This window comes from Hydrogenophaga aquatica (genome assembly GCF_054780915.1).
Map to the genome: position 1 here is coordinate 155,802 of NZ_BAAGVK010000007.1, position 22,683 is coordinate 178,484.

The 22,683-nt window shown below is 67.7% G+C and carries 26 protein-coding genes; 10 read left to right on the top strand and 16 right to left on the bottom strand.

Translation table 11 applies throughout. The features are described 5' to 3' along the window. The first annotated feature begins 12 nt into the window (after nucleotides 1-12). Together ACYVHH_RS05695 and ACYVHH_RS05700 are read left to right on the top strand one after the other, a co-directional pair. Nucleotides 13-1,164, top strand: coding sequence for a glycosyl hydrolase (locus tag ACYVHH_RS05695; protein WP_460564136.1), 1,152 nt, complete (start codon nucleotides 13-15; stop codon nucleotides 1,162-1,164). Between the two features lie 10 nt (nucleotides 1,165-1,174). Beyond that, nucleotides 1,175-1,432 carry a MoaD/ThiS family protein gene (locus tag ACYVHH_RS05700; protein ID WP_460564137.1) on the top strand — a complete coding sequence of 86 codons (258 nt, stop codon included), beginning with the start codon at nucleotides 1,175-1,177 and terminating at the stop codon, nucleotides 1,430-1,432. A gap of 6 nt (nucleotides 1,433-1,438) precedes the next feature. On the opposite strand, the gene coq7 is transcribed toward ACYVHH_RS05700, so the two are convergent. The 9 genes from coq7 to ACYVHH_RS05745 all read right to left on the bottom strand — a co-directional run bounded on the left by coq7 (nucleotide 1,439) and on the right by ACYVHH_RS05745 (nucleotide 8,811). After that, nucleotides 1,439-2,104: a 2-polyprenyl-3-methyl-6-methoxy-1,4-benzoquinone monooxygenase gene (gene coq7, locus ACYVHH_RS05705; RefSeq protein ID WP_460564138.1), complete on the bottom strand. Its 666-nt coding sequence runs from the start codon at nucleotides 2,102-2,104 to the stop codon at nucleotides 1,439-1,441. A gap of 31 nt (nucleotides 2,105-2,135) precedes the next feature. After that, entirely contained in the window at nucleotides 2,136-3,470 is a 1,335-nt protein-coding gene (locus tag ACYVHH_RS05710) for a TAXI family TRAP transporter solute-binding subunit (protein WP_460564139.1), read from the bottom strand. Nucleotides 3,471-3,482: 12 nt separating this feature from the next. Further along, nucleotides 3,483-3,854: a copper-binding protein gene (locus tag ACYVHH_RS05715; protein ID WP_460564140.1), complete on the bottom strand. Its 372-nt coding sequence runs from the start codon at nucleotides 3,852-3,854 to the stop codon at nucleotides 3,483-3,485. Between the two features lie 3 nt (nucleotides 3,855-3,857). Next, nucleotides 3,858-4,322, bottom strand: coding sequence for a DUF411 domain-containing protein (locus ACYVHH_RS05720; protein ID WP_460564142.1), 465 nt, complete (start codon nucleotides 4,320-4,322; stop codon nucleotides 3,858-3,860). 23 nt (nucleotides 4,323-4,345) lie between these two features. After that, nucleotides 4,346-4,894 (bottom strand): cupredoxin domain-containing protein, encoded by a 549-nt coding sequence (locus tag ACYVHH_RS05725; protein ID WP_460564143.1) that lies wholly within the window; start codon nucleotides 4,892-4,894, stop codon nucleotides 4,346-4,348. A 12-nt stretch (nucleotides 4,895-4,906) separates the two neighbouring features. Beyond that, the gene (locus tag ACYVHH_RS05730; RefSeq protein ID WP_460564144.1) at nucleotides 4,907-6,325 is read right to left on the bottom strand and encodes a multicopper oxidase family protein; all 1,419 of its coding nucleotides are present in this window, start codon (nucleotides 6,323-6,325) and stop codon (nucleotides 4,907-4,909) included. Between the two features lie 2 nt (nucleotides 6,326-6,327). After that, a complete protein-coding gene (locus ACYVHH_RS05735; protein WP_460564145.1) occupies nucleotides 6,328-7,635 on the bottom strand; it encodes a TolC family protein in 1,308 nt (435 codons plus the stop codon). A gap of 79 nt (nucleotides 7,636-7,714) precedes the next feature. Next, nucleotides 7,715-8,125 carry a hypothetical protein gene (locus tag ACYVHH_RS05740; protein ID WP_460564146.1) on the bottom strand — a complete coding sequence of 137 codons (411 nt, stop codon included), beginning with the start codon at nucleotides 8,123-8,125 and terminating at the stop codon, nucleotides 7,715-7,717. Nucleotides 8,126-8,166: 41 nt separating this feature from the next. Beyond that, nucleotides 8,167-8,811, bottom strand: a complete 645-nt coding sequence (locus tag ACYVHH_RS05745; protein ID WP_460564147.1) for a cation transporter — start codon at nucleotides 8,809-8,811, stop codon at nucleotides 8,167-8,169. A 72-nt stretch (nucleotides 8,812-8,883) separates the two neighbouring features. Between ACYVHH_RS05745 and ACYVHH_RS05750 the strand changes: the two genes are divergently transcribed. Continuing rightward, a complete protein-coding gene (locus tag ACYVHH_RS05750; protein ID WP_460564148.1) occupies nucleotides 8,884-9,360 on the top strand; it encodes a Cd(II)/Pb(II)-responsive transcriptional regulator in 477 nt (158 codons plus the stop codon). 27 nt (nucleotides 9,361-9,387) lie between these two features. Here the strand turns inward: ACYVHH_RS05750 and ACYVHH_RS05755 are convergent, their stop codons facing one another. After that, a complete protein-coding gene (locus tag ACYVHH_RS05755) occupies nucleotides 9,388-9,666 on the bottom strand; it encodes a hypothetical protein (RefSeq protein ID WP_460564149.1) in 279 nt (92 codons plus the stop codon). A 135-nt stretch (nucleotides 9,667-9,801) separates the two neighbouring features. On the opposite strand from ACYVHH_RS05755, the gene ACYVHH_RS05760 reads away from it, so the two are divergent. Continuing rightward, complete coding sequence (locus ACYVHH_RS05760; protein WP_460564150.1) at nucleotides 9,802-11,523, top strand: long-chain fatty acid--CoA ligase; 1,722 nt, start codon at nucleotides 9,802-9,804, stop codon at nucleotides 11,521-11,523. A 13-nt stretch (nucleotides 11,524-11,536) separates the two neighbouring features. On the opposite strand, the gene ACYVHH_RS05765 is transcribed toward ACYVHH_RS05760, so the two are convergent. Then, entirely contained in the window at nucleotides 11,537-12,370 is an 834-nt protein-coding gene (locus tag ACYVHH_RS05765) for a DUF2189 domain-containing protein (RefSeq protein WP_460564151.1), read from the bottom strand. 110 nt (nucleotides 12,371-12,480) lie between these two features. Here ACYVHH_RS05765 and ACYVHH_RS05770 point away from each other — a divergent pair, with 110 nt between their 5' ends. Next, nucleotides 12,481-13,221 (top strand): 2OG-Fe dioxygenase family protein, encoded by a 741-nt coding sequence (locus ACYVHH_RS05770; protein ID WP_460564152.1) that lies wholly within the window; start codon nucleotides 12,481-12,483, stop codon nucleotides 13,219-13,221. A gap of 48 nt (nucleotides 13,222-13,269) precedes the next feature. Here the strand turns inward: ACYVHH_RS05770 and ACYVHH_RS05775 are convergent, their stop codons facing one another. The 5 genes from ACYVHH_RS05775 to ACYVHH_RS05795 form a co-directional block, all read right to left on the bottom strand. Next, nucleotides 13,270-14,259, bottom strand: a complete 990-nt coding sequence (locus ACYVHH_RS05775; RefSeq protein WP_460564153.1) for a Bug family tripartite tricarboxylate transporter substrate binding protein — start codon at nucleotides 14,257-14,259, stop codon at nucleotides 13,270-13,272. 16 nt (nucleotides 14,260-14,275) lie between these two features. After that, nucleotides 14,276-15,460: a beta-ketothiolase BktB gene (gene bktB, locus ACYVHH_RS05780; RefSeq protein ID WP_460564154.1), complete on the bottom strand. Its 1,185-nt coding sequence runs from the start codon at nucleotides 15,458-15,460 to the stop codon at nucleotides 14,276-14,278. Nucleotides 15,461-15,578: 118 nt separating this feature from the next. Beyond that, nucleotides 15,579-16,175 (bottom strand): histidine phosphatase family protein, encoded by a 597-nt coding sequence (locus ACYVHH_RS05785; RefSeq protein WP_460564155.1) that lies wholly within the window; start codon nucleotides 16,173-16,175, stop codon nucleotides 15,579-15,581. Nucleotides 16,176-16,180: 5 nt separating this feature from the next. After that, nucleotides 16,181-16,957 (bottom strand): SDR family NAD(P)-dependent oxidoreductase, encoded by a 777-nt coding sequence (locus tag ACYVHH_RS05790; RefSeq protein ID WP_460564156.1) that lies wholly within the window; start codon nucleotides 16,955-16,957, stop codon nucleotides 16,181-16,183. Next, nucleotides 16,954-18,654 carry a diguanylate cyclase domain-containing protein gene (locus ACYVHH_RS05795; RefSeq protein WP_460564157.1) on the bottom strand — a complete coding sequence of 567 codons (1,701 nt, stop codon included), beginning with the start codon at nucleotides 18,652-18,654 and terminating at the stop codon, nucleotides 16,954-16,956. The genes ACYVHH_RS05790 and ACYVHH_RS05795 overlap by 4 nt, the downstream gene beginning before the upstream one ends. A gap of 94 nt (nucleotides 18,655-18,748) precedes the next feature. Here ACYVHH_RS05795 and ACYVHH_RS05800 point away from each other — a divergent pair, with 94 nt between their 5' ends. The 5 genes from ACYVHH_RS05800 to ACYVHH_RS05820 are packed head-to-tail and all read left to right on the top strand — an operon-like array spanning nucleotide 18,749 to nucleotide 22,676. Beyond that, nucleotides 18,749-19,609 (top strand): TatD family hydrolase, encoded by an 861-nt coding sequence (locus ACYVHH_RS05800; protein WP_460564158.1) that lies wholly within the window; start codon nucleotides 18,749-18,751, stop codon nucleotides 19,607-19,609. Beyond that, nucleotides 19,606-20,142 carry a DNA-deoxyinosine glycosylase gene (locus ACYVHH_RS05805; protein ID WP_460564159.1) on the top strand — a complete coding sequence of 179 codons (537 nt, stop codon included), beginning with the start codon at nucleotides 19,606-19,608 and terminating at the stop codon, nucleotides 20,140-20,142. Before ACYVHH_RS05800 ends, ACYVHH_RS05805 begins: the two co-directional genes overlap by 4 nt. Continuing rightward, the gene (locus ACYVHH_RS05810) at nucleotides 20,142-20,927 is read left to right on the top strand and encodes a class I SAM-dependent methyltransferase (protein WP_460564160.1); all 786 of its coding nucleotides are present in this window, start codon (nucleotides 20,142-20,144) and stop codon (nucleotides 20,925-20,927) included. Before ACYVHH_RS05805 ends, ACYVHH_RS05810 begins: the two co-directional genes overlap by 1 nt. 12 nt (nucleotides 20,928-20,939) lie before the next feature. Continuing rightward, complete coding sequence (locus tag ACYVHH_RS05815) at nucleotides 20,940-21,851, top strand: DMT family transporter (RefSeq protein WP_460564161.1); 912 nt, start codon at nucleotides 20,940-20,942, stop codon at nucleotides 21,849-21,851. A gap of 30 nt (nucleotides 21,852-21,881) precedes the next feature. Continuing rightward, nucleotides 21,882-22,676 carry an SDR family oxidoreductase gene (locus ACYVHH_RS05820; RefSeq protein WP_460564162.1) on the top strand — a complete coding sequence of 265 codons (795 nt, stop codon included), beginning with the start codon at nucleotides 21,882-21,884 and terminating at the stop codon, nucleotides 22,674-22,676. Nucleotides 22,677-22,683: the final 7 nt, after the last annotated feature.

Here is a 22,683-nt window from a genome sequence, read left to right on the forward strand (position 1 = left end):
AGGGGGGCCGCGATGGCGCAGACGGACCTATCGAAGCAGCGCCTGGTGCTGCTGGTGGCCACACGCAAGGGCTTGTGGCTGTTCCATGACGAGGGCGGCCGCGACGGCTGGCGGCAGGACGGGCCGCATTTCCTCGGGCACATCATCCACCACGCGGTGCTGGACCCGCGCGATGGCCGCACCCTGCTGGTGGCGGCGCGCACCGGCCACCTGGGCCCCACCGTGCTGCGCTCCACCGACCTGGGCGCCAGCTGGCAGGAAGCCACGCGCCCGCCGGCCTTTGGGCCAGCCGCCAACGGGCTGCCCGCACGCACGGTCGACCACACCTTCTGGCTCACGCCCGGGCACGCTTCGCAGCCCGGCGTCTGGTACGCGGGCACGTCTCCACAAGGCCTGTTCCGCTCCGAAGACGGGGGGCAGACCTGGTCGCCCTGGTCGTCCCTCAACGACGACCCGGCGTTCCGCGAGTGGATGGGCACGGTGCAGGACGGCACGCCCGACGGCCCCAAGCTGCACTCCATCACCGTGGACCCGGCCGATCCGCGCCACCTGTACCTGGGCATGTCGGGTGGCGGCGTGCACGAAACCACGGATGGCGGTGAGACGTTTCGCACGCTGATCGACGGCATGGACGTGGTGGAGGGGTTCGAGCCGGGCCAGCCCACCTTCCACGACCCGCACTGCCTGCGCCTGTGCCCCAGCCAGCCCACCCGGCTGTACCAACAGAACCATTGCGGCATTTACCGGCTCGACCGGCCCGGCACGCGCTGGGAGCGCATTGGCCGCGCCATGCCTGCCGACGTGGGCGATGTGGGTTTTCCGCTGGTGGTGCACCCGCGTGACGCCGACGTGGCCTGGGTATTTCCCATGGATGGCACCGACGTGTGGCCGCGCACCTCGCCCGGCGGGCGGCCTGCAGCGTATGTGACGCGCGACGGCGGCGCCAGCTGGACCCGGCAGGACACGGGCTTCCCGCAGGCGCAGGCCTGGTGGACCGTGAAACGCCAGGCCATGACGGCAGACCGTGAGGCGGCTCTGGGCCTGTACCTTGGCAACACCGGGGGCGAGCTGTGGGGCAGCGTTGACGAAGGCGCGCACTGGCAGTGCCTCGCCCGCCACCTGCCGGAGATTCACGCGGTGGAAGCTGCCTACGTCCAGTTTTGAGGGGCATGACGTGCGGGTCCTGATACCCAGTGCCTTGCAGTCCTACACGCGTGCGGCGTGGGTGGAGGCGCAGGGCAGCACGGTCGACACCGTGCTGTGGGACCTGGAGCGCCAGTACCCGGGCATCCGCTTTCGCATGATCGACGAGCAGGGAGGTATCCGCCGCCACATCCGCTTCTTCGTGGACAGCGAACAGGTGTTCCGGCTGGATGCCGAACTGAACCCCGCGCAAAGGCTGCACATCGTGCAGGCGCTCAGCGGGGGGTAGCGGGCTTCAGATGCGGTGCGCGATGGTGGTCATTACCTTGGCCGCGGCGCGCATCAGGCCTTTGACGGGCGTCGGGAATTCCACCCCGCCAGCGTGCTGGGCGTTGTGCGCGTGGCGGATCTCGTCGTCCTTCATCAGGGCGACGATGGCGCGCGATGCATGGTCCTTGGCGGGCAGGCGGTCCATGTGGCTGTCCAGGTGGGCTTCCACCTGGCGCTCGGTCTCGATGACAAAACCCAGGCTCACGCCCTTGCCGAAGCGCCCAGCCAGCATGCCGATGCCGAAGGCGCCCGCGAACCACAGCGGGTTGAGGAGGGAGGTGCGGTCGCCCAGCTCGTCCAGGCGCTGCTTGCACCAGGCCAGGTGGTCGGTTTCTTCCTGCCCGGCCTCTTCCAGATGGCGGGCCAGTTCTTCCTTGGCGGCCGGGTTGCCGGGGCCCAGGCGGGCCGACAGGGCTTGCGAGGTGTAGAGCGCCTGTGCGCAGATTTCGCCCACATGGTTGACGCGCATCAGCGCACCCGCGAGCTTGCGTTCGCTGTCGCTCAGGCTGGCCGATTCGGCCTGCTGTTCCGGCGAGACGGTGGGGGTGGGGCGGCCCGCGCGGTGCGGTGCAAAGAGGGTGCGCAAGGCGCTGTCGGCGGCAATCAGGCTGGCATCGACGAAGGTGGTCATGATGACGGGTCCTCCAAAGGCAACGGGTGAATTATGGCAGCGCCCCTTGCCGGCGCAGGCGCTTGCGCACCAGATCGATGTGGTGACGCAAGGCGTAGAGTTCGTCGGTGTAGGCCAATGGCAGTGGAACCTTCTCGGCGCGGGTTTCCAGCTGGTCCAGTTCCTGCAGCAGCTCCGGCATGGCCGCGCCTTCCTGCTCGGCGCGGGCCTCGATGTCGCGCAACTCGGCGTACCAGCGGAACACGCGCGAGCGGATGCGGAAGGTGTATAGCGGCGGCAGCACGCGCGACAGGGGCAGCGCCAGAGCAATGATCAGGCCCAGGGCCAGCCACATGCGTTCCACCAGGTTGGCCAGCCAGAAGGGCAGGTAGCGCTGCAGCAGCGGACGGCCGTTGCGGATGGCGCGTTCCGCTTCCGGCGCTGCGGGGAGTTCGGCCAGTGTCAGGCTGGGGTACTCGCCCTGCCGGTTGAACCAGCCTGATGGGCTGTGGAGCGTCTGCGCGGCCTGGGCGAAGAGCTGGCGGATGGCGGGGTGGGTGTCAGCGCGTGCCAGCAGGCTGGTGGTGGATGCCACCAGGTCGACATTCTGCGCCGGGCGGTTGGCGGCCAGGTCCACCACGCCTTGCGGCAGCACCACCGGGGTGAGGAAGCCGAAGCGGCGGGAGTAGGCCTGTGCCTGTTGGAAGTTCATGAGACGCACGCCCGGGGTCTGCAGCAGCATCTGCACCAGCTGCGATTCCGGGGCGGACGCGAACACAAGGGCGTCGAGCCGGCCGTCGATGAACTCCACCGTGGCAGGTGTCTGGGCCAGCTGGCTGAGTTGCAGGTCGGCGGGGGCCATGCCGTTGGCGTCGAGCAGCCGGGTGAAGAGTTGCGGCACGCCGCTGCCGGGGGTGTCGACGTTGACGCGCCAGCCGCGCAGCTCCTTGAGCGTGCCTATCTGCTGGGTGCGGTTGCGCGAACGGGCCGCGTCTTCGCGGTAGAAGAGCCACAGCGGTTCAACGAACAGGCTGCCCAGGGTGAGCATTTGCTCGGTGTCCTCGGCGCGGATGTGGCCGCTGCCGCCCTGGACGAAACCCAGGTCTGCCCGGCCGCTGCGCAGCAGCTCCACGTTGTCGGCGGAGCCTTCGCTGGGCAGCAGTTCCACGGTGATGCCGTAGGCTGCCAGGGCCTGGGCGTAGCGCTGGCCGAAGTTTTCGTAGGCGCTTTGCTCGGGGCCGGTGGCTAGCACCACGCGCTTCGGGGGCGCCGGGTCAAGCCACCAGTAGGCCAGGCCAAGCAGGCCGGCCGTCAGCAGGATGAACGGGCCGAACGAGACCAGCAGGTCGCGCAGCGACAGCAGGGTGTGGCGCAGGGGTTGGGGCATGGCCCCGACAGCTTACTGCATGCGCTCCAGGCTCATCACCGTGTAGGTGCCATTGACCTTGTCTGCGGTGAATCGGACCTTGTCACCCACCTTGATCTGCTGCAGCCAGGTGGCGTCCTTCACCTGGAAAACCATGGTCATGGGGGGCATGTCGAGGTTGGGGATGTCGCCATGCCGGAGTGACACCTTGCCGGCTTGCAGGTCGACCCGGCGCACCTCGGCCTCGGCCGTTGGCAGGCCGTCCGTCACGGGCGCCGGGGTGGAAACAGCGGGGGTGACGTGGTGTCCGTCGTGGCTGGTGGTGCTTTGGGCGTGGGCAGCACTGGCGAGCGCCAGTGACAGGGTCGCAAGCAGTGCGCAAAGGCGGTGTTGGGGCAAGCTCATGGTTCAGGCCTTGTTGTAGGAAGCATAGATGCGGGTGGAGCCGTCGCGCTGCACCAGCAGCACGTCGTAGGGGTCCTTGCGGCCGCCGTATTCCGGGCCGTCCATGCCGGGGCTGCCCACGGGCATGCGCGGCACGCTCAGGCCCAGGGCCTGGGGTTTGTCGACCAGCAGGCGCTGTATGTCCTTGGCGGGCACGTGGCCTTCGATCACGTAGCCCTGCACGCGGGCGGTGTGGCAGGAGCCGAGCTGGTCGGGCATGCCCAGGCGCTTGCGGGCAGCGGTGTTGCCGGAGTCGTTGACGCGCACGGTGAAGCCGTTGGCCTCCAGGTGCGCGACCCAGTCCTTGCAGCAGCCGCAGTTGGGGTCTTTCCAGACCTCGACCAGGGGTTTGGCGGGCTGGGCCAGTGCGGCGGTGGCTCCGCTGGCCATCCAGGCGGCGCACACGCCGAGCAGGGTTCGTCTTTGCATGGTGTTCTCCAGAAGGGATGGGCTCAGGGCTGGGCACGTTGCCCGCTGGCGGGCAGCACGGTGATGCGGCCTTTCATGCCTGCTTCGTAGTGCCCCGCGATCAGGCAGGCGAACTCGAACTCGCCTGGGCGGTTGAAGGTCCAGACGATGTCGCCGCGCTTGCCTGCGGGAACGTGGGCCATGTGGGGCTCGTCGTGTTCCATGTCCGGGTGTTTCTTCATGAGTTCGGCGTGGGCGAGGAGTTCCTCGCGCGTCCCCAGCACGATCTCGTGCATCACCTGGCCTCGGTTGGCGGCAACGATGCGCACGGTCTCGCCTTCACGCACCTCGATGCGTTCGGGCGTGAAGCGCATGTCATCGGTCATGCGGATTTCGATGGTGCGGCGGGCCTTGGAGCGTTCGGCAGCGATTCCCCAGGGTTTTTGTTCTTTCACGAGGTCATGGTGCTTGGCCATGGGCATCTGGCCGGCATGGCCTTGGGGGCCGTGCGCCCAGGCTGCTGGCGTGAGCAGGGCACCTGTCAGCAGCAGGGTGCCCAGGGGTCGGTGGCTGGCGGGGGTGGCGTGTTTCATCAGGGGCAGGTCTCAGTGGTGGTTGCCATGGCCCATGGGCTTGCGTGCCTGGGCTGGCGGCTGGTTGTGGGCGGGCATGCCCTGCGCGGGCGGCTGTGCCGCCGATGGTGCAGGCTGCAGCGGCTCGCCGGTGTATTCGTAGGCTTGCGTGCCGGCGGGCAAGGTGTACCAGCCGGGGTCGGTGTAGTCGCCGGGTTTCTGGTCGGCCCGTACCTTCAACATGGTAAACATGCCGCCCATTTCCACAGGGCCGTAGGGGCCGGAGCCGGTCATCATGGGGAAGGTGTTGGCGGGCAGTTCCATTTCCATTTCGCCCATGTCGGCCATGCCACGTTCACCCATGACCATGTAGTCGGGCACCAGTTTCTGGATCTTTTGCACCAGGCCGCGGTGGTCCACGCCGATCATGGTGGGCACGTCGTGCCCCATGGCGCCCATGGTGTGGTGGCTCTTGTGGCAGTGCATGGCCCAGTCACCGGGTTCGTCGGCCAGGAACTCGATCTGGCGCATCTGGCCCACGGCAATGTCGGTGGTCACCTCGGGCCAGCGCGCGCTCTTGGGCACGGGGCCGCCGTCGGTGCCCGTGACTTCGAACTCGATGCCGTGAATGTGCACCGGGTGGTTGGTCATGGTGAGGTTGCCCACGCGCACGCGCACCTGCTCGCCCAGCCGTGCGACCAGCGGGCTGATGCCCGGAAACACGCGGCTGTTGAAGGCCCAGATGTTGAAGTCGAGCATGGTGTTGACCCTGGGCGTCATGCTGCCGGGTTCCACGTCGAAGGCGTTGAGCAGGAAGCAGTAGTCGCGGTCCACATCGGCGATGAGGGGGTGACGCCCCTTGGGGTGGGTGATCCAGAGCCCCATCATTCCCATGGCCATCTGTGTCATCTCGTCAGCGTGGGGGTGGTACATGAAGGTGCCGGGGCGGCGTGCGACGAATTCGTAGACGAAGGTCTTGCCGGGCTGGATCTGCGGCTGGTTGACGCCGCCCACACCGTCCATGCCGTTGGGCAGGCGCTGGCCATGCCAGTGGATGGTGGTGTGCTCCGGCAGGCGGTTGGTGACGAATATGCGCACGCGGTCGCCCTCGACCACTTCGATGGTGGGGCCGGGCGACTGGCCGTTGTAGCCCCACATGTTTACCTGGAAGCCGGGGGCCATTTCGCGCACCACGGGTTCGGCGACGAGGTGGAATTCCTTGACGCCGTTGTTCATGCGAAAGGGCAGCGTCCAGCCGTTGAGGGTGACGACGGGGCGGTAGGGGCGGCCCGCGCCGGTGACGCCAGGCGGCGTCCAGGGGGCGGCGGTGTCGGCATTGGAGCGAATGACGGGTTCGGGCAGTGCAGCCAGGGCGCTGCGGCTGACGCCCGTGGCGGCCACGGCGGTGGCAGCTCCAGCCAGTGCCTGTTGGAAGAAGTGTCGGCGTTGCATGGTCAGTGTCCTGCGGGTGTGGGGGCTGCGCTGGTGCCCGCTGCGCCAAGGGAGGCGCCTGCGTAGGGCAGGCCGTTGAGAACGGCTTGCAGGTCTGCGTGGGCCAGCCAGGCGTCGCGCTCGGCCTGCAAGGCGGCGTGCACGCTGGTGACGCGGGTTCGCGCGGCGGCGAGCAGGTCCCAGGTGCTGGCGAGCATGCCGTTGTAGCGCAGCAGGGTTTCTTCCTGCAAGGCGGTGTGCAGGCGCTGCACTTCCTGGCGAGCCTGCACAGCCAGAGCACGTGCCGTTTGCCAGGCGGTCAGCGCCAGGCGCACGTCGGAGCGGATCTGGCGTTCCAGTGCAGCGGCTTCGGCCTGGGCTTCTGCAGCCTTTTCCAGCGCGTGGCTCCAGCCAGTGCCGCGCGTTTCCATGCGGGCGGGCCACTGGCCTTGTGCGGCGGCAATGGCCTCTTGGGGCAGCCTTGTCAGGCGCTCCCGGTCTGCGGGCGTGAGGCCTTGCACCAGCAGGCGTGCCTGTCTGTCCAGCCACGGCCAGCGGGGGTGCTGCTGCAGCGCCTGTTGTTGCAGGGCCTCGCTGTTCCCGGCAAGGCTGGCGGGCAGCGGGGGCAGCTGCGTGGGAAGGTGGTCCGGCAGGGCTTGGGTGTCCGGGGCCGTGCTGTCCAGCAGCCGCCACAGTGCTTCGGTGGCGGCCTGTTCCTGCTGCTGTGCCAGCAACCACTGTGCCTGTGCGTCCCACAGGGCGAGTTCCTCGCGCATCTGGCGGGCGGCGCTCCAGTTGCCTACCTGGGTCATGCGACGGGCCAGTTCGGTACCGGCTTCGGCAGCTTCCAGCACTTGGCGTTGGTACGCCAGGCCCTGTCGCGCGGCCACGGCCTGCACCCAGGCGCGTTCCACCTGGTGGCTCAGGGCCAGTGTGCGGTTGCGCAGTGCGGCGGCTTCCTGGGGGTTGAGTCCGGGCTGGGCCAACAGGCCGGGCTGCGCCCGCATGGCGGCGGCGATGGACTGGGGCAAGGTCCAGGGCTCGGGCAGCTTCGCCATTTCGGCTGTCTGGGGTGACGCGCGGGACTGTTCCCAGCGCAGGATGTCGGCATGACCGCGCGGGAAGGCGCCGACCGCCTCGTTGGCTGCCTTCCAGGCTGCCTGCTGTGGCGGGGGCTTTGCACCGGAGGGCGTGCTGGTGGATGGGGCCGAAGTGGTACCGCCATGGTCGTGGACCTGGGGCCACGCGGGCGTGGCGGACACGGCCAGTGCGCTGGCCAGCAGCCAGGCGATGTGACCAGGCCTGTGTCCAAGGCCGGGGGAACGGGACATGAAATGCTCCTGAAAACGCTCGAAACCGGCGCCCGGCTGCCGTTATTGGCAAATTCCGGACGCACTTAGGGTGTGGCGGTCAGGCGATGGGGGGTTTGAAGCCGGGCAGCGGCTCGGCGCTGCTCAGGCGCGGGGTGAGGGCGGCGGGCAGCACGCGAGGCAGTTCCTGAGCGGGCAGAGAGACAGCCGTGGCCGCGTGCAAGGTGCTGTGGCACACGTCGCACAGTCCGCACATGGCGTGGCCTGGGTGGGCTTTGTCAGCGGACGCCGGGCTGGCCGTGTCTGTTTGGCCATGTGCGTGGTGGGACATGGCTTTGCCGACGGTCTGCCCATGGCAGTCGCGGCTGGCTTGCGGCGCTGCCTGCGCCTTGGGCATGCTGGCCGCAGGCATGTGCCCGCCAGCCACCTGCGCCTGCACGGCCATGGCGTCGCCTGCCAGCAGCCGCAGGGGCAGCAGGCACATCATCAGCCACAGGGTCAGAGCACGCATGGGTGGAATGATAGCGGCGGGCCCACGGAAGTTCCCGGCGGTCAAGCGGGGGCGTGCCGGTGTTCGGCCAGTTCGGCGCGCGCGTGGCGCATCACCTGTGCGCCGCCCGTCAGCGCCAGCCCGGCCATGATGGCGGCCACCGCCAGATCGGGCCAGGCGGAGCCGGTGCCAAACACGCCCGCGGCGGCCAGCATCACCGCGACGTTGCTCAGTGCGTCGTTACGGGAGCAGATCCACACGCTGCGCATGTTGGCGTCGCCGTTGCGCCAGGCGTAGAGCAGCGCGGCCACCCCCACGTTGGCGAGCATGGCCATGAAGGCAACCGCGCCCATGGTGAGTGGTTCGGGCACGCTGCCGCTGCGCAGCACCCAGGCGGCCTTGGCCAGCACGAACAGGCCGTAGCCGAACATGGTGGCCCCCTTGATCCAGGCGGCGCGGCTGCGCCAGACCACCGCCATGCTCAGCACGGCCAGCGACAGGCCGTAGTTGGCCGCATCACCCGCGAAGTCGATGGCGTCCGCCAGCAGCGAGACGGAGCCAGCCTGCAGACCGGCTGCCAGCTCCACCACGAACATCGCGGCGTTGACGACGAGCGCAATCCACAGTGCGCGCCGCCAGCGCGGGTCCTGAACGGCGCTGGCGGCAGTTTCGGTGGAGCAGGAGTCGGTGTGGCAGGAACAGGCCATGGTTGTGTTGTCTGGAGGGAAATCGGTGTCTGTGACATGATTTGAAACCTTGAAGCAGGTTCAAGGTCAAGCATGCCGATCTCCTCCTCGATGTCTTTGTTGCCAAAACACCGCATTGGCCAGGCGGCCCGTCACTCTGGCGTGAGCGCGGCCAACATCCGCTACTACGAGCGCGAGGGCCTGCTGCCGCCGCAGGCGCGCGCCGACAACGACTACCGTCTCTACAGCGACGCCGACCTGCACCGGTTGCGCTTCATCCGCCTGTGCCGGGCGATGGACATGTCACTGGACGAGGTGCGCACACTGCTGGGACTGGACCTGCGCGACAAGGACGATTGCGCCACCGCGCGTGCGGCACTGGACGCCCACCTGGGGCATGTGCGGGAGCGCCTGGCCGAACTCCGCGTGCTGGAAAAAGACCTGATGGTGTTGCGCGACCGCTGCGACGGCAGTGATGACCATTGCCACATCATCGAGGCGCTGCATGCCCAGGCCGACGCTGTGGTGGCAGACGGGCAGCCGAAGGCACGGCCCTCACGCCACGTCTGAAACCTGAACGGCGCGGCCGCGCTCGCTTCAGGCGAGACGCTGGCCTGCCTTGTCCAGCCAGAGCTGCAGGCTGTCCAGCAAGTCCTTCTGGCTGAAGGAGCAGCTTTCCTCGCTGAACAGGCTGGCCGATTCGAGCCGGTCCAGCAGGTTGCGCCAGACTTCCCCGAAGGCCGGGGGCAGGGCGCGCATCAGCGCGTCCTGCTGGCGCGCCTCGTCCAGATAGCCGCTCAGGTTCAGCTGGCCCTGACGCAGCCGGTCGAGCTGCTGCTGCATGCGTTGCAGGGTGGTGTGGTGTTCGGTTTGCATGGTGGCGCTGATGGTATGCCGGTCGTGTGCGGGTGGTGCTGCCAGCCTGCCCCGTCCCCTTGGAGACAAAGCGTACCACCAGGGCTCCCGTATGCTTTTTTTCAGTTCCACACACAACGACACCAGGAGTCAACCATGAGCCAATCGCCTCGGGCTGGCATGCCCTTGCGTGCGCATCACCGCCACTGGCCAGCACGTCTGCCCCATGCCATCCGGCCTCCGGCGACCTCGCTGTGGTTCAACCTGGAGGTCAGCGCCCAACGCTACCCGGACAAGCCCGCCATCGTCTTCTTCGATCAGGTCACCACCTATGCCGAGTTGCTGCAACAGGCGCGGCGGGTGGGTGCCTGGCTGCACCAGCAGGGTGTGCGGCGCGGGGACCGGGTGATGCTGTTCATGCAGAACTGCCCGCAGTGGATAGCGGCGTATTACGGCGTCCTGTGTGCGAATGCAGTGGTGGTGCCTGTGAACCCGATGAACAAAGCCGACGAGCTGGGGCACTACATCACGGACCCGCAGGCCGCCGTGGCCATTGCGGCGGCCGATCTGGCGCCCGAACTGGCACGTGCCAACGCCGCGCTGCCCTCTGCGCAGCAGCTGCGGCACCTGCTGGTGGTGCATTACCACGATGCCATGCCGCCCGGCTGCCTTGGGCCTGACAGCGACGTGCCCGCCGCGTGGCTCGACTGGCTGGGCACGCGCCATGCCATGCCCGAGCTGCCTGGCGGCACGGTGAGCGACTGGCGCGAGGCCATGGCCTGTACCGGCCCCGTGCCAGAGCCGCTGGCGGGACCGGACGACCTGGCCGTGCTGCCCTACACCAGCGGCACCACAGGGCTGCCCAAGGGCTGCATGCACCCTCACCGCACGCTCATGCACAACGCCGTGGCCTGCGCCCTCTGGACGGGAGGCTCCGCCGACAACGTGGGTCTGCTGGTGGTGCCCATGTTCCACATCACCGGCATGGTGGTGGGCATGCATGCCAGCATCTACGCGGGCTCCACCATGGTCGTCATGCCGCGCTGGGATCGCGATTTGGCCGGGCGCCTGATCTCGCGCTGGCGCGTCACGCACTGGGTGAACATTCCCACCATGATCATCGACCTGCTGGCCAGTCCGAACTTCGCCAGCCACGACCTTTCAAGCCTGATGTTCATTGGCGGAGGCGGCGCGGCCATGCCGCAGGCCGTGGCCCAGCGCCTGTTCGAGCAGTATGGCCTGCGCTATGCCGAGGGCTATGGCCTGACCGAAACCGCTGCGCCGTCTCACAACAACCCGCCGGACCGGCCCAAGCAGCAATGCCTGGGCATTCCCTTCGTCAGTACCGACGCGCGTGTCATCGATCCCGAAACCCTGCGTGAGCTGCCGCCTGGCGAGGCGGGCGAGATCGTGGTGCACGGCCCCGAGGTGTTTGACGGCTACTGGCAACGCCCCGAAGCCACCGCCGCTGCGTTCATCGACATTGACGGCAAGCGCTTCTTCCGCACCGGCGACCTGGGGCGCGTGGACGACGAGGGCTACTTCTTCATCACCGACCGGCTCAAGCGCATGATCAACGCCAGCGGCTACAAGGTCTGGCCTGCCGAGGTGGAGGCGCTCATGTTCAGGCACCCGGCCATCGCCGAGGCCTGCGTCATCGGTACGCGCGACGCCTACCGGGGCGAGTCGGTGAAGGCGGTGGTCGTGCTGCGGGCCGAAGCCCGGGGCACGGTGAGCGAAGAGGCGGTCATGGCGTGGTGTCACGAGCACATGGCGGCTTACAAGGTGCCACGCCAGGTGCAGTTTGTGGACGCGCTGCCCAAGAGCGGCAGCGGCAAGGTCATGTGGCGGCTGTTGCAGGAGGCCGAACTGGCCTGACGGCCACGGCCGCTCAGGGTTTGGGCACGATCGCCCGGTAGGCGTGCCAGGTGGCGTGGCCCAGCACCGGTCCGGCCAGCAGCAGCCCCAGGAACCAGGGCAGCATGGCCAGCACCACGATGGTGGTGATCAGCGCCCCCCAGAGCAGCATCACGCCGGGGTTCTGCAGGCAGGCGCGGATGCTGGTGAGCCCGCTGGAGATGGCGTCGGTCTGCCGGTCCAGGATCATGGGGATGGAGATGGCGCTGGTCACGAAGATCAGCCCGGCGAAGAGGGCGCCCACCACCGTGTAGGTGATGAGGAACTCGATGTTCTCGATGCGCACGAGTTCGGCCAGCAGGTTCTCGGTGGAGGGCATGGTGTTGAACGTCACGGCGAACACCACCAGCGAGGCGCGGCCCCACAGCATCTCCAGGATCAGCAGCACACCGGCAAAGATGGCCATGGTGCCTTTCGTGGGGCGCCATGCGGCCAGGGAGGCACGCAGCGAAGGGCGCCGGCCGTCCTCGATCGCGCGGCTGGCGTCGTAGATGCCCAGGCACAGGAAGGGGCCCATCAGCAGGAAGCCTGCGCTCAGGGCCAGCACATAGGCCGGGGCGGCCTGGAACACGTACCACAGCGCATGGCCCATGACGAAGAAGCAGATCCCGTAGAACAAGCCCACCTTGGGGCAGTTGACGAAGTCTCGCCAACCCAGCGCCAGCCAACGAAAAGGGTCGGCTGCTGAAAGGTCCGCCAGTTTGAGCGAGAAAACGGAGGTTTCTTCCGGGGCATCTCCGTTGGCGGGCTTGCCGAGGGTGTCCTCATCGCGGCGGGGTGGGGTGTCGTCGGCCTGGGCTGGGCTCATGTGAACTCCTGCGGGTATCTGGATTGATATTTCTCAATCATTGAAGATAACCAAACGCTGATGCGGCGGCCTCATGGTTTTCCCGGCCACGGGGCTACACTTGCGACATCATGAGTGCCCATTTCCTGCCGCCCTGCGTTCCCCCGTCCAGAGTCGATGAAACCTTGTCCCGCCAGGGCTTTGCCCTGATGGATGCCCGGTCCGTGCAGGACTGGCTGGCCGTGGGGCCGCAGGATCTGGCTGCGTTGCAGCCCAGCTGGGACGACCTGCCCAGCGACGAATACCTCAAGGATGGCGGGCGCTACCGCCGCCGCCGCCACAGCTGTTTCATCGTGGATGGCGAGAACGTTCAGCAGGTGCCGCACCGCCGCCATTGGCAGCCCCTGGAGTACAACGCCCTGCACGGCGGCATGGAGCGCTGGTTCGAGCCGATGGACCCCGCCACCGTGGCGCTGCCAGCGTGGAAGCGCCTGCTGGTACAGACGGCGGCGGTCACCTCCCGGCTGAAGGGCGCTCAGCGCTGGTTCATCGAGGCGCACCAGTTCCGCATCGACACCACCGACGGCATTGGCCGCCCCACGCCCGAGGGCGCCCACCGCGACGGCATGGAGCTGGTGGCAGTGTTCCTGGTGGGGCGCCACCGCATCAAGGGCGGCGAGAGCCGGGTGTTCGAGGCCCATGGCCCGAACGGCCAGCGCTTCACGCTGACCGAGCCGTGGTCACTGCTGCTGCTGGACGACGAGCGGGTGATCCACGAGACCACCCCCATCCAGCCTGCCGACGCCGATGCGATCGGCTGGCGCGACACCCTGGTGATCACCTGCCGCTCGGGGAGCTTCCAGGGTGATTGAGCCGCTGCGCTCCAAGGCGGCGAAAGTCGCCTTGGGCGCTGCAAAGCGTCACTGCGGCTGGAAGCCGCTTTCCTTGATGATGCGTGCCCAGGTCTGGGTGTAGGCGCGCTCGCGCTGGCCCAGCTGCTCGGCACTCATGTAGCCCACGCTCAAGCCCATGGCGGTGAGCTTGTCCTTCACGCCAGGGGCGGTCAGCGCCTTGGCCACGGCGGCGCCCAGCTGGTCGATCATGGCCTTGGGCGTGCCTGCCGGTGCAAAGATGCCGTAGTAGGGCACGTCCTCGAAGCCGGTGATGCCCAGTTCTGCGAAGGTAGGCACCTCGGGCATGATGGCCTGGCGCTCCTTGCCCATCACCGCCACCACCTGCAGCTTGCCTGCCTTGTGGTTTTCGATGAAGTCGGGAATGGAGCCCACGCCCGCCGGGATCTGATTGCCCAGCATGTCCCCCATCATGGGCGCGCTGCCACGGTAAGGTGCCGCCACCAGGTCGAAACCGTTTTTCCTGGCCAGCACCTGCACCAGGAACTGTGGCACCGAGGCTGGAGCCGGAATGCCCACGGCGCTCTTGCCGCCGTTGTTCTTCACCCAGGTCACGTAGTCTTTGTAGGACTTGGCGGGCGTGCCGCCGGAAAGGGCCAGCGCGTTGACGAAGGTGGCGAAACCCGCCACCGGCACGAAGTCCTTGGCCGGGTCAAACCCCGGGCTCTTCATCACCTGCGGCAGGATGGAGATGCTGTGGTCGTGCGAAAGGAACAGGGTGTGGCCGTCGGCCGGGGCGGCCTTGAGGGCCTGGGCCGCGATCTGCCCGCCCGCGCCTGCCTTGTTGTCCACCACCACCGGGGCGCCCAGGGCTTCCCGCAGCGGCTCGGCAAGGATGCGGGCGATCGCGTCGGTGCCGCCGCCTGCGGGAAAGCCCACCATCAGCTTGATGGGCTGGCTGGACTGCGCCAGCGCAGGGCCCACGCACAGAAGGGAGGCCAGGGCCGTGCAGGCGCCCAGCAGCGCGCGGCGGGGAAAGGATGTTGGCTGTTTCAGCATGTCAGGGGGTCCTCAGTCACAAACGTTCAAAGATGGCGGCGATGCCCTGGCCGCCGCCGATGCACATGGTCACCAGCGCGTAGCGGCCGTTGATGCGCTGCAGCTCGTGCAGCGCCTTCACGGTAATGAGCGCGCCCGTGGCACCGATGGGGTGGCCCAGCGAGATGCCCGAGCCGTTGGGGTTGACCTTGGCCGGGTCCAGTCCCAGGTCGCGCGTGACCGCGCAAGCCTGTGCCGCAAACGCCTCGTTTGCCTCGATCACATCCAGGTCGTTCACGGTCAGCCCCGCCTTCTGCAGCGCCAGCTTGGACGCGGGCACCGGGCCGATGCCCATGTACTTCGGGTCCACCCCGGCGTGCGCGTAGGCCACCAGGCGTGCCATGGGCTGCAGGCCGCGCGCCTTGGCCGTGCCCGCTTCCATCAGCACCACCGCGGCAGCCGCGTCGTTGATGCCCGAGGCGTTGCCGGCCGTGACCGTGCCGTTTTCCTTCAGGAACACGGGCTTGAGCTTGGCCATGTCCTCCATCGTGGCGTTGGGGCGGAAGTGTTCGTCGGTGTCGTAGGCCACCTCACCCTTGCGGCTCTTGAGCATCACCGGCACGATCTGGCCCTTGAAGTGGCCTGCCTCGGTGGCCTTTTGTGCACGGTTGTGGCTTTCCACGGCCAGGCGGTCCTGATCCTCGCGGGTGATGCCCCACTTGGCGGCGATGTTCTCGGCCGTCACGCCCATGTGGATGGTGTGGAAGGGGTCGTGCAGGGCACCGACCATCATGTCCACCATCTTGGTGTCGCCCATGCGCGCGCCCCAGCGGCTGGTCAGGCTGGCGTACGGCGCGCGGCTCATGCATTCGGCACCGCCGCCGATGGCGATGTCGGCATCGCCCAGCAGGATGGACTGGCTGGCCGAGACGATGGCCTGCAGGCCGGAGCCGCACAGGCGGTTGACGTTGAAGGCGGGGGTGCCTTCGGCGCAGCCGCCGTTGATGGCCGCCACGCGCGAGAGGTACATGTCCTTGGGCTCGGTGTTGACGACGTGGCCGAAGACGACGTGGCCGACGTCCTGGCCGCTGGTGCTGGCGCGCGCCAGCGACTCCTTGACCACCAAGGCGCCCAGCTCGGTGGGCGGGATGTCCTTGAGGCTGCCGCCAAAGGTTCCAATGGCGGTGCGCACTGCGCTGACGACGACGACTTCTCTGCTCATGGATGGCTCCGGTAGGGGTGAAGGGTGGGAAGGTACAAAGTCACATCTTATGTCTGCTGCGGGGGCGCGGCGCGGGATGGGCGCCGCTTGTGTCGCCAGGGCGGCAGGTCGGGCATCGTCAGGGCGTCCAGCGGGTCAGCACGCGCAGGCTGGGTGACGGGCCTGTCACCGGGCGCGTGAGCAGGATTTCCCCCATGCCGGGGTACACGCCTGTCAGCTGCGTGATGTTGACCTGGTGGGTCACCAGCATCCAGTTGTCCGGTGCACGGAGGGCCGCTGCAGCCTGCAACACCTCTCTGCCCTGGGCATCACCGTCCCCCTGGCCCTGGAAGAACGAATTGAGGGCAGGCCAGACTTCGGGTTTGGCATCGCCGAAAGCGAGCTGGGCCGTATCGACGCAGCGGCACCAGGCGCTGGTGCTCACGCGGGCCAGTTGCACTTTTTCGCTGGCAAAGCGCTGGCCTGCCTGCTTCGCCTCGCGCCGCCCCCGCTCGCTGAGGTTGCGCTGGGTGGCGCAGTTCCCCAGGGTGAAGTTGGGCGGGTCCCCGGTTCCGGGTTCGGTCGAGGCATGGCGCATCAGGAAAACGTTGCCGCCCTCTCGCGCCAAGCGCCAGAAAACGGCGCTGTCCTGCCTTGCCAAGGCTGTGGCGGGCAGGGCCAGCGTGGCCAGCAGCACGCGGCGGCGCGTGTCGTCGTGTCTGTCACAGACTCCCATCGCGCTCAGTCCCGCACGTCGGCCACGGGCTGCTCGCCAAAGCCAGGTTTCTCCAGATAGGCCAGTACACGGCTGGCGGCATCTTCGGGGGTGCTCAGCTGGCCGTCGCGTTGCAGGCTGACAAAGCGTTCCAGGTCCGGGAACTCGGTGGGCGGCCCTGCGCGCAGCTGGGTCTGCATGTCCGTGTCTATCACGCCTGGGGCCAGCGAGACGATGCGCGCGCCTTGCGGGCGGGCGGCCTCGTCCAGCGCGGTGCAGCGGCTGAAATGGTCCATGCCCGCCTTGGCCGCACAGTAGGGAGCTTGCGCCGCCATGGCCCGGCGCCCCAGCCCGGACGAAATGTTGAGCACCTTGCGCGGGCCTTCCCAGCCGCCGTCCACCCAGGCACGCGTGGCGCGCAGGAAGGCACCCGTGAGCAGCATGGGTGCTTCCAGCCCCACGCGCAGTGCCCGTGCGAGTTCGCCGGGCGGGCAGCGGTCGATGGAGCCGATGCGCGGGATCACGCCCGCGTTGTTGATCAGCGTGGCGCTGACGATGCCCGGGGCATGCAGGCTGTGCAACCAGCGCTCCAGCCGCTCGGCGGATTCTTCCGTTTCTGCCAGGTCCTGCGACCATTGTTCCAGGTGCACGCCACGCGCCATGGCCTCGTGGGCCAGGTCATCACTGGTCTGGCGGGAGATGCACAGCAGAATGCGGTCAGGCGCCAGCAACTGACGGGCCATGGCCAGGCCCATGCCGCGCGAGGCGCCGGTAAGAATGGTGAGGTGGCGGGTGTCGTTCATGTCGGGTCGTCCGTCGCCAGGCGGAAAGCATTGCGCCCGGCATCCTTGGCAGCGTACAGCGCTTCGTCCACACGGTGCAAGACTTCTTCGGTGTTGTCCCCTCCATCGGCAAGGTATCCGCCCATGCTCAGCGTCAGGGGCTGCCCGCCATCACGTGTCTGCTGCTCCACGTCTGCACGTATGCGTTCGCCCACCTTTTCCAGCAGTGCGCTGTCGCAGGGGGTGAGCAGGACCAAGAACTCGTCACCGCCCCAGCGGGCCGCGTGGTCGTAGGGGCGGATGTTGGCGCGCAGCAGCCCGGCCACTGTTACCAGCGCGGTGTCGCCCGCTGCGTGTCCCAGCGTGTCGTTGATCTTCTTGAACCAGTCCACGTCGAGGTAGATGACGCCGTAGCTGCCGCCTTCGCGCCGGCTGCGCAGGGCCACGTTTTCCAGCAGCTCGTTCATGCCACGGCGGTTGACCAGCCCGGTGAGCGGGTCGATGCGGGCCAGCCGGTCCAGCGCCTCGGTGCGTTCGCGCACTTTCTGTTCCAGGTCGCGGGTGTTGTTGCGGATGGCGTTGGCCATGGTGCCAAAGTGCTCGATCAGCTGCCCGATTTCGCCTCGCGCGCGTGGCAGCCCGGAAGGTCCGAGGTCTCCGTCGCGCACGCGCAGCATCGCCTTTTCCAGCGCCGCCACCGGGTTGAGCACCCAGGCGCGCAGGGTCAGGTGCAGCAGCAGCAGGGTGGCCAGCAAGGTGATGGCGAACACCGCCGCCACCGGGGCGAACTGGTTCACGGGCATCAGTTCGTCCAGGTCCATCAGCGTCACCTCGTACCAGCCTATGGTAGGCAGGTAGGCCACGCCCAGCAGGTGGCGCTTGCCGCCCACGGTGACGAAGTCGTTGTGCACCGGTTCCGCCAGTGAGGTGCTTTGCTGCAGTGTCTGCATGTGTTGCTGCAGCCGCGCCCGGTCCTGCGGGTCGTCCAGCAGCTGGGTGACCAGGCTCTTCTGGCCTTCCGGCTTCACGAAGCTGGCGTAGTCGATCAGCTTTTGGTCGCGGTAGAGTTGTATGGCGCCGGTGGAGTCCACGAACAGGCTGGTGATGCCCGGCTGGCCGATGTCCACCACGTTGCTCAGGAACTCTTCCAGCGAAATGCCGGTGCCCACCACCCCCACGGTCCGGTCGCCCTCGCGCATCAGCACGTCCACCCACAGCTTGGTGACCTTGAGTTCCTGGTCCGGGTTGACGTTGAGGTGGAACTCGCGGTCCTGGTCGATGAGGCCGTAGAACCAGGCGTCGGCCGGGTTGTCGCGTTTCAGGTGGTAGCGCAGGGGCTGTTCAGCGAAATCGTTGCTTGCGTTGTTGTGGTAATACGCACCGGAATCCCGCAGTGCCACGAAGTAGTTGCGGTCGCGGAAGTTCTGGCGGTAGTTCTCCATCTCGGCCAAGGCCTGGGCGTGGCGCTCGGGGTCGTCTGGCGACCTGGCCCAGCGCTTGAGCACCTGCGACTGCGCCATCTGCTTGGCTAGCGCAATCTCACGCTCGATGGGCTGCAGCAGCCGCGCGCTGTCGTAGCGCACCTGTATGCCCACCACCCGCTGGCCCCAGCGCTCGATCACGCTCTCCGCAATCAGTTGGAATACCCCCCAGGCCACCAGCGTGGCAGGGATGATGAGTGATGCGGTAAGCAGCAGGAACCGCGATTTGAGTTTCAAGCGACGTCCCTCGGCGTGGAGTATTTTTGTGATGTACGGGTTAGATTGTGCCGTACAGCCCGGGGGTTTACCCTGAGCAATAATGCGAAGCCCCATGTGGACAGATACCCATTGCCATCTTGACGCGCCGGAGTTCGGCACAGACCACGCCGGTGCACTCGCTGCCCGGGTGCTGGCGCGCGAGCGCGGCGTGGGCCTGTGCGTGCTGCCCGCCGTGATGCGCCAGAACTGGGCAACGGTGCGCGACCTGGCCCACCGCACCGGAGACGCCTATGCTCTGGGCATCCATCCCCTGTATGTGCCGAAAGCCGAAGAAGCCGACCTGGCCGCGCTGGACCAGGCCTTGCAGGAGGCGCGTGACGACCCACGCCTGGTGGCCGTGGGCGAGATCGGCCTGGACTTCTTCGTGCCTGCGCTGTGCGAACCCGCCATGCGCGAGCGGCAGCTTCACTTCTACCGCGAGCAGTTGCGCCTGGCGCAGCGCCATGGGCTGCCGGTGATCCTGCATGTGCGGCGCTCGGCCGACCAGTTGCTCAAGCACCTGCGCGGCATGGCGGCACAGGGCCAGCCCGTGGCCGGCGGTATCGCCCACGCCTTCAATGGCAGCGAACAGCAGGCACAGGCCTTCCTGGCATTGGGGTTCAAGCTGGGCTTTGGCGGCGCGGTCACGTTCGACACGGCCCGCCAGTTGCGCCGCCTGGCTGCCCAGCTGCCGCTGGAAGCGCTGGTGCTGGAGACGGACGCGCCCGACATACCCCCGCAATGGCTTTACGTGCCTGCCGCGCAGCGCGGCGCTGGCCAGCCGCAGGGCATCAACACACCGGCGGAACTGCCTCGCATTGGCGAGGCGGTGGCGGGCTTGCGCGGCTTGACCGCGGATACTCTGGCGAAGGCGACGAGCAGCAACGCCTTGACCGCGTTGCCCAGGCTGCGTGTGCTGGAGCATGTCTCATGAGCGCGCCCTTCAACGCGTCCTTGCCCGAAACCCTCCAGGGGCTGGCCCCCATCCTCGACGAACGCACCCGCCTGCTGGTGCTGGGGAGCTTTCCCAGCGTCGCCTCGCTGCAGGCGCAGCGTTACTATGCCCACCCGCAAAACCATTTCTGGAAGATTCTCGGCGCCCTGTGGGGCCAGCCGCTGACCGACATGCCCTACAACGAAAGAACCGACGTGTTGCGCGCCCATGGCCTGGGCGTGTGGGACGTCTACGCCGCCTGCGAGCGCGAAGGCAGCCTCGACAGCGCCATCCGCAACGCCCGCCTGAACGACCTGCAAGGCCTGCGCCAACGCTGCCCCCGCCTCCAGGCCATTGCCCACAACGGCGGCGAAAGCTTCCGCCATGCGCGCCACACCCGTGCCCTGGGCCTGCCTGTGTACCGGCTACCCTCCACCAGCCCGGCCAATGCCAGCTGGAGCTTCGAGCGCAAGCTTGCTGCCTGGCGCGAGGTGTTCGTCCGGCACGGGCTGCTGGCCGAAGGGGCTGTCTGATGGCCCGCCAACGCAATGCCGCCCGTGGCGGCGGTACCGAAACCGCAGACTTGCCTGAAGTCACCATCTCCGAGGACGGCGAGGTGCGTTTCCTGCACCTGGGTACCGAGTGGATACAGGGCTCGATGCTCATCGACAAACCCTTCGACATCGAGCTGGAGTACGTGCAGCGCATGGTGGCGTGGCTGCTGTTCGTCGATCCGGACAGTGTGGCCGCCAGGCGTGCCTGGCAGCTGGGGCTGGGGTCGGCCGCGCTGACCAAGTTCCACTTCAAGAAACTGCGCATGGACACCACCGCCATCGAGATCAACCCGCAGGTGGTGGCGGCCTGCCGCACCTGGTTCAAACTGCCGCCCGACAGTGCCAAGCTGCGCGTCATGCTGGGCGACGCCGCCGAGGTGGCAAAACACGGGCCCTTCCACGGCACGGTGGACGCCTTGCAGGTGGACCTGTACGACCACGAAGCTGCCGCGCCAGTGCTGGACAGCACCGAGTTCTACGCTGATTGCCGCCGCCTGTTGACCGACGACGGCGCCATGACGGTCAACCTCTTCGGGCGTGACGCGAGCTACGAGCGTTCGCTGGAAAAAATCTGCGAAGCCTTCGGAGCCGATGCCGTGTGGGCCTTCCGCCCCACGCGCGAGGGCAACACCATCGTGCTGGCGCTGCGCACACCGCAACACCCCACTCGCATGGAATTGCTGGCCCGTGCCGAGGTGATCCAGGAGCGCTGGGGGCTGCCCGCCACCAAGTGGCTGCGGGTGTTCAAGCCCGTTGCACCTTGAGGGACGGCAGTCATGTCACAACCCTCTCCCAAGGCGTCGCTCACCACCGGTCTCTTGTTGGCGGTGGCGGGTTCCATCGCCTTCAGCGGCAAGGCCATCATCGTCAAGCTGGCCTACCGGTATGGGGTGGATGCGGTCACGCTCATCATGTACCGCATGTTGTTCGCGTTGCCGCTGTTCCTGGCCATGACGTGGTGGGCCACCTACCGTTCCAGCACGCCGGTGGTGCCACTCACCCGGCGCGACTGGCTGGGCATCCTAGGACTGGGAGTGAGTGGTTACTATCTGGCGAGCTTCCTGGACTTCTGGGGTCTGCAGTACATCAGCGCCAGCCTGGAGCGGCTCATCCTTTACCTCAACCCCACGCTGGTACTGGTGCTCGGCTGGGTGCTCTACAAGCGTGCCATCACCGCGCGGCAGGCCGGTGCCATGGCGTTGAGTTACGCCGGCGTGCTGCTGGTGTTCGGCCACGAAGTGAGCTTCGACGGCTGGTCCACCGCCTTGGGGGCGCTGCTGGTCTTCGGCAGCGCCATCAGCTACGCCATCTATCTGGTCTACAGCGGTGAGATGGTCAAGCGTTTGGGCTCGCTGCGGCTGGTGGGGCTGGCCACCACGGTGGCCTGTTTGCTGTGCCTGCTGCAGTTCGTTTTGCTGCGGCCCATGTCTGCGGCGCTGGTGGCGCCCGAGGTGGTCTGGCTGTCGGTGCTCAACGCCGTGGCCTGCACCGCCGCGCCGGTGATGATGGTGATGATGGCCATCGAGCGCATAGGCTCGGGCCTCGCGGCACAGACCGGCATGATCGGCCCCATGTCCACCATCCTCATGGGGGTGTTCATACTGGACGAACCTTTCAACGGCTGGATTCTGGCGGGCACGGTGCTGGTGGTGTCCGGCGTGCTGTGGGTGAGCCGCCAGCGGGCCTGACCTTTTTTGACGACAGAGGAGCAACAAGACATGGATCTGGGTTTGACGGGCAAGTGGGCGCTGGTGTGCGGCGCCAGCAAGGGTTTGGGCTGGGGTTGTGCACGTGCGCTGGCCCTGGATGGCGTGAACGTGGTGATGGCGGCGCGCGGCGCGCAGGCCCTGGAGGATGCCGCTGCTGCGCTTCGAGCCCAAGCCAGCGGCAAGGTGCTCACCGTGGCTGCGGACGTGACCACCGAGGCCGGCCGCGAGGCGTTGTTCAACGTGCCTGGTGGGCCGGGCCGGGCTTTCGACATCGTCGTGACCAACGCGGGCGGCCCCCCGCCGGGTGACTTCCGCCAGTGGGGCCGTGAAGAGTGGTTGAAGGCGGTGGACGCCAACATGCTCACTCCCATCGAACTGATCAAGGCCACGGTGGACGGCATGGCCGAGCGCGGTTTCGGGCGCATCGTCAACATCACCAGCAGCGCTGTGAAGGCGCCCATCGACATTCTGGGGCTGAGCAACGGCGCGCGCAGCGGCCTGACCGGCTTCGTGGCCGGGCTGGCACGCAGCCCCATCGCCGCGCGCGGTGTCACCATCAACAACCTGTTGCCCGGCAAGTTCGACACCGACCGCCTCAAGGCCACCATGGTGGGCGCCGCGCAGAAGACCGGCAAACCGCTGGACGAGGTGCGCGCCACTCAGGAGGCGCAGATACCGGCAAGGCGCTTTGGCACCCCCGAAGAGTTCGGGGCCATCTGCGCCTTCCTGTGCAGCGTGCACGCGGGCTACATCAACGGCCAGAACATTCTGCCCGACGGCGGGCTGTACCCCGGCACGTACTGAGCCCGCC

Coding starts and splice junctions, on each gene's coding strand:
- ACYVHH_RS05695 (WP_460564136.1), top strand. CDS start 13: ATGGCGCAGACGGACCTATCGAAGCAGCGCCTGGTGCTGCTGGTGGCC.
- coq7 (WP_460564138.1), bottom strand. CDS start 2,104: ATGACCACCTTCGTCGATGCCAGCCTGATTGCCGCCGACAGCGCCTTG.
- ACYVHH_RS05710 (WP_460564139.1), bottom strand. CDS start 3,470: ATGCCCCAACCCCTGCGCCACACCCTGCTGTCGCTGCGCGACCTGCTG.
- ACYVHH_RS05715 (WP_460564140.1), bottom strand. CDS start 3,854: ATGAGCTTGCCCCAACACCGCCTTTGCGCACTGCTTGCGACCCTGTCA.
- ACYVHH_RS05720 (WP_460564142.1), bottom strand. CDS start 4,322: ATGCAAAGACGAACCCTGCTCGGCGTGTGCGCCGCCTGGATGGCCAGC.
- ACYVHH_RS05725 (WP_460564143.1), bottom strand. CDS start 4,894: ATGAAACACGCCACCCCCGCCAGCCACCGACCCCTGGGCACCCTGCTG.
- ACYVHH_RS05730 (WP_460564144.1), bottom strand. CDS start 6,325: ATGCAACGCCGACACTTCTTCCAACAGGCACTGGCTGGAGCTGCCACC.
- ACYVHH_RS05735 (WP_460564145.1), bottom strand. CDS start 7,635: ATGTCCCGTTCCCCCGGCCTTGGACACAGGCCTGGTCACATCGCCTGG.
- ACYVHH_RS05740 (WP_460564146.1), bottom strand. CDS start 8,125: ATGCGTGCTCTGACCCTGTGGCTGATGATGTGCCTGCTGCCCCTGCGG.
- ACYVHH_RS05745 (WP_460564147.1), bottom strand. CDS start 8,811: ATGGCCTGTTCCTGCCACACCGACTCCTGCTCCACCGAAACTGCCGCC.
- ACYVHH_RS05750 (WP_460564148.1), top strand. CDS start 8,884: ATGCCGATCTCCTCCTCGATGTCTTTGTTGCCAAAACACCGCATTGGC.
- ACYVHH_RS05755 (WP_460564149.1), bottom strand. CDS start 9,666: ATGCAAACCGAACACCACACCACCCTGCAACGCATGCAGCAGCAGCTC.
- ACYVHH_RS05760 (WP_460564150.1), top strand. CDS start 9,802: ATGAGCCAATCGCCTCGGGCTGGCATGCCCTTGCGTGCGCATCACCGC.
- ACYVHH_RS05765 (WP_460564151.1), bottom strand. CDS start 12,370: ATGAGCCCAGCCCAGGCCGACGACACCCCACCCCGCCGCGATGAGGAC.
- ACYVHH_RS05770 (WP_460564152.1), top strand. CDS start 12,481: ATGAGTGCCCATTTCCTGCCGCCCTGCGTTCCCCCGTCCAGAGTCGAT.
- ACYVHH_RS05775 (WP_460564153.1), bottom strand. CDS start 14,259: ATGCTGAAACAGCCAACATCCTTTCCCCGCCGCGCGCTGCTGGGCGCC.
- bktB (WP_460564154.1), bottom strand. CDS start 15,460: ATGAGCAGAGAAGTCGTCGTCGTCAGCGCAGTGCGCACCGCCATTGGA.
- ACYVHH_RS05785 (WP_460564155.1), bottom strand. CDS start 16,175: ATGGGAGTCTGTGACAGACACGACGACACGCGCCGCCGCGTGCTGCTG.
- ACYVHH_RS05790 (WP_460564156.1), bottom strand. CDS start 16,957: ATGAACGACACCCGCCACCTCACCATTCTTACCGGCGCCTCGCGCGGC.
- ACYVHH_RS05800 (WP_460564158.1), top strand. CDS start 18,749: ATGTGGACAGATACCCATTGCCATCTTGACGCGCCGGAGTTCGGCACA.
- ACYVHH_RS05805 (WP_460564159.1), top strand. CDS start 19,606: ATGAGCGCGCCCTTCAACGCGTCCTTGCCCGAAACCCTCCAGGGGCTG.
- ACYVHH_RS05810 (WP_460564160.1), top strand. CDS start 20,142: ATGGCCCGCCAACGCAATGCCGCCCGTGGCGGCGGTACCGAAACCGCA.
- ACYVHH_RS05815 (WP_460564161.1), top strand. CDS start 20,940: ATGTCACAACCCTCTCCCAAGGCGTCGCTCACCACCGGTCTCTTGTTG.
- ACYVHH_RS05820 (WP_460564162.1), top strand. CDS start 21,882: ATGGATCTGGGTTTGACGGGCAAGTGGGCGCTGGTGTGCGGCGCCAGC.